Genomic DNA, 3,327 nt, shown 5'->3' with positions numbered 1-3,327 from the left:
AATTCTCCCAGGTGTTGTGGTACGTACCAGGGCGTTTCCGAATGGCTAATTTCGCCCGATGTTACGTCCAGTTTGCCCGAAACGATGCGCAGCAGGGTTGATTTGCCGGCGCCGTTTAATCTTCAACGTCCGGCTGGCCGACACGCGCAACCATGAGGAGACGATCTACCGCTCGAAGGCGGTGGGCGAGCCGCCCTTCATGCTCGGCGTCTCGGTGCTGCACGCGATCTCGGACGCCGTCGCCAGCGTCGCCGACCATAAGGTCTGCCCCCGCCTCGACCCGCCGGCGACGCCGGAGAAGGTGCTGGAGGCGGTGGAGCGGGTCAGGGCGGCGGGGGGCGTGGGATGATGGCGCTTCTTCATCAGCCGCTGTCTCTTGAGTCCCCCCTCCCCTCGCGGGAGGGGGTAGGGGGAGGGGGTTTTCGACGTCAGAGCCGGCACAGACTGTCGCAAACCGGCACGGACGGTGCGTTCGGTGCCCTGCCCAACACGCGCGCGGACGCGCGCAGACCCCTCCCCCTACCCCCCTCCCGCAAGGGGAGGGGGGACTTAAAAAAGCTCACTTCACTGATGTGTGAATCCAATAGCCCTTTGCGGGAGGAGGGTAAGGGGTTCCCGACGCGAGGGCAGATCCCTCTAGACTTCACTCCCCCCAGCCAGCACCGCCCCGATCGTCTGCACCACACCCGCCAGCTCGTGCATGACCTGGTCGTTGGTGAAGCGCACGACCCGATAGCCCTGGTCCTCCAGCCAGCGGGTCCTGCGGGCATCGGCATCGAAGCTCAACTCGTGCGACGGCCCGTCGACCTCGATCACCAGCCGGGCCGAGAGGCAGACGAAATCGACGACGTAGGGACCGAGGCGGTACTGGCGCCGGAAACGGAGCCCACCGACACGCTTGTCCCGCAGCTGGTACCACAGCAGCAGCTCGGCTTCCGTCTGGTTTTCCCGCAGGAACTGGACGCGTTCGTCGGTCATCGGCGCGTTGCCTCGGAAACCCCCTCCCCCTACCCCCCTCCCGCGAGGGGAGGGGGGACTCAAATTTGCAATGATTTCCTAGGGAAAGGCCACAGCCCAGGGAGGCTCGCATGACCCCCCTCGCCCCCACCCTCCGCCTGTGGCTCGGCGATGGCGAGCCGGCGGTGCTGGTGACGTTGACCGAAGCCCGCGGCTCGACCCCGCGCGAGGCCGGGGTGCACATGCTGGTCACCGCCGGCGCCGCCCGCGGCACCATCGGCGGCGGGCGGATGGAATGGGACGCGATCGCCGCCGCCCGGACCCTGATCACGACCAAGGAGCGGTCGCAGCGGGTCGAGATCCCGCTCGGCCCCGCCATCGGCCAGTGCTGCGGCGGCTATGTCGTGATCGACCTGGAGCTGGCCGACGGCGCCACCCTGGCCCGGATCGAAGCCGAGGAGGCCGAAGAGGCGGCAACGCGCCCGAGCGTCCTGGTGTTCGGCGCCGGCCATGTCGGCAAGGCCCTGGCCCGCGCCTTGGCGCCGCTGCCGGTGAAGATCCAGTGGGTCGACGGCCGCGCCGACGAGTTCCCGGCCGAAATCCCGGAGGGCATCACCCGGCGGCTGACGCCGACCCCGACCGACGTCGTCGCCGAGGCCCCGCCCGGCGCCGCCTACCTGGTCATGACCCACAGCCACGCCATGGATTTCGAAGTCACCGAGGCGGCGCTGCGGCGGGGCGACGCCGCCTATGTCGGGCTGATCGGATCGGCCACCAAGCGCGAGCGCTTCGAGCGCTGGTTCCGGGCCCGGGGCAACGACCCGCGGCGCACCGGAGAGCTGACCTGCCCGATCGGAGCGGGTCTCGGGCGGGACAAGCGCCCGCCTGTCATCGCCGCCATGGTCGCGGCGGAATTGCTCATCGCCTTCGCCAAGGCTAAGGACGTGTCCGCCACCGCCGACAAACCGGCGGCGGAGGCGGGCCCAGAACAGGAGGCTGCATGGACCGCAACCCGGGGGCCGGCCCCGCGCGCATCGAACTGCGCGGCATCACCAAGAGGTTCGCGAGCCTCGTCGCGAACGACGGCGTAAGCTTTTCCGTCCAGCCCGGCGAGATCCACGCACTGCTGGGCGAGAACGGCGCCGGCAAGTCGACGCTGGTGAAATCGATCTACGGCCTGCTGCAGCCCGATGCCGGCGAGATCCTGTGGAACGGGCAGCCGGCCCGCCCCGCCAGCCCGCATGAGGCCCGCCGCCTCGGCATCGGCATGGTGTTCCAGCATTTCTCGCTGTTCGAGGCGCTGACCGTGGCCGAGAACATCGCGCTGGGCCTGGAAAGCCCGCCCGACCGGCGCGTGCTGGCCAGGCGCATCCGCGAGGTGTCCGAGGCCTATGGCCTGCCGCTGGACCCGCACCGCGAGATCCACACTTTGTCGGTCGGCGAGCGCCAGCGGGTGGAGATCGTGCGCTGCCTGCTGCAGGACCCGAAGCTGCTGATCATGGACGAGCCGACCTCGGTCCTGACGCCGCAGGAGGTCGAGCGGCTGTTCGAGACGCTGCGCCGCCTGGCGTCGGAAGGCTGCTCCATCCTGTACATCAGCCACAAGCTGCACGAGATCAAGGCGCTGTGCAGCCGGGCGACGATCATGCGCGGCGGCAAGGTGGTGGGGTCCTGCGACCCGGCGGCCGAGACCGCGCGCAGCATGGCGCAGATGATGATCGGGGCGGAGTTGCGCACCCTTGCCCGCCGCGGCGCCCGCAGCGCATCCGACCCCAAGCTGGTGGTCGAGGCCCTGAGCCTGCCCGCCGACGGCCCCTTCGGCACGGCGCTGAAGGAGATCGGCTTCACCGTCGGCGCCGGCGAGATCCTGGGGATCGCCGGCATCGCCGGCAACGGCCAGAACGAGCTGCTGCAGGCGCTGTCCGGCGAGCGGCGGGTGCGGCCCGCCGGGGCGATCCGCATCGGCGGCAAGCCGGTCGGGGCGATGAGCGCGGAGCAGCGCCGCCTGCTGGGCCTGTGCAGCGTGCCGGAGGAGCGCAACGGCCACGCCGCGGTGCCGGAGATGAGCCTGGCCGCCAACACCCTGCTGAGCGCCCGCAACCGCATGAAGCTGGCGCCCGGCGGGCTGATCCGCGCCGGCCTGGCCCGCCGCTATGCCGAGCGGGTGATCCATGAGTTCGGCGTCAAGGCCCGCGGGGCCGAGGCGGCGGCCGGCAGCCTGTCCGGCGGCAATCTGCAGAAATACGTGGTCGGGCGCGAGGTGCTGCAGACGCCCGAGATCTTCATCGTGTCGCAGCCGACCTGGGGCGTCGATGCCGGCGCCGCCACCGCGATCCACCAGGCGCTGATGACCCTGGCCCAGAACGGCGC

At 70.4% G+C, this 3,327-nt stretch carries 3 protein-coding genes and 1 pseudogene; 3 read left to right on the top strand and 1 reads right to left on the bottom strand.

What is annotated here, in order from left to right; all coding sequences use genetic code 11:
• Positions 1 to 118: 118 nt before the first annotated feature.
• Positions 119 to 349, top strand: a pseudogene (locus ABDW35_RS34410) (hypothetical protein); the annotation flags it as partial.
• A 287-nt stretch (positions 350 to 636) separates the two neighbouring features.
• Here ABDW35_RS34410 and ABDW35_RS34405 read toward each other — a convergent pair.
• On the bottom strand, positions 637 to 978 hold the full coding sequence (locus ABDW35_RS34405) for an endonuclease domain-containing protein (protein WP_343718348.1): 342 nt from the start codon (positions 976 to 978) through the stop codon (positions 637 to 639).
• A gap of 110 nt (positions 979 to 1,088) precedes the next feature.
• On the opposite strand from ABDW35_RS34405, the gene xdhC reads away from it, so the two are divergent.
• The gene (gene xdhC, locus ABDW35_RS34400) at positions 1,089 to 2,048 is read left to right on the top strand and encodes a xanthine dehydrogenase accessory protein XdhC (RefSeq protein ID WP_343718347.1); all 960 of its coding nucleotides are present in this window, start codon (positions 1,089 to 1,091) and stop codon (positions 2,046 to 2,048) included.
• Positions 1,958 to 3,327, top strand: a 1,370-nt coding sequence (locus ABDW35_RS34395) for an ABC transporter ATP-binding protein (protein ID WP_343718346.1), incomplete at its 3' end; no start/stop codon positions are given. The genes xdhC and ABDW35_RS34395, both read left to right, overlap by 91 nt.

The sequence above is a fragment of the Inquilinus sp. genome, from assembly GCF_039594555.1.
In the GTDB taxonomy this organism is placed as follows: domain Bacteria; phylum Pseudomonadota; class Alphaproteobacteria; order DSM-16000; family Inquilinaceae; genus Inquilinus.
Note: the sequence above shows the minus strand (reverse complement) of the source record. Positions and strands in the feature narration are given on the sequence as shown.

Coding starts and splice junctions, on each gene's coding strand:
- ABDW35_RS34405 (WP_343718348.1), bottom strand. CDS start 978: ATGACCGACGAACGCGTCCAGTTCCTGCGGGAAAACCAGACGGAAGCC.
- xdhC (WP_343718347.1), top strand. CDS start 1,089: ATGACCCCCCTCGCCCCCACCCTCCGCCTGTGGCTCGGCGATGGCGAG.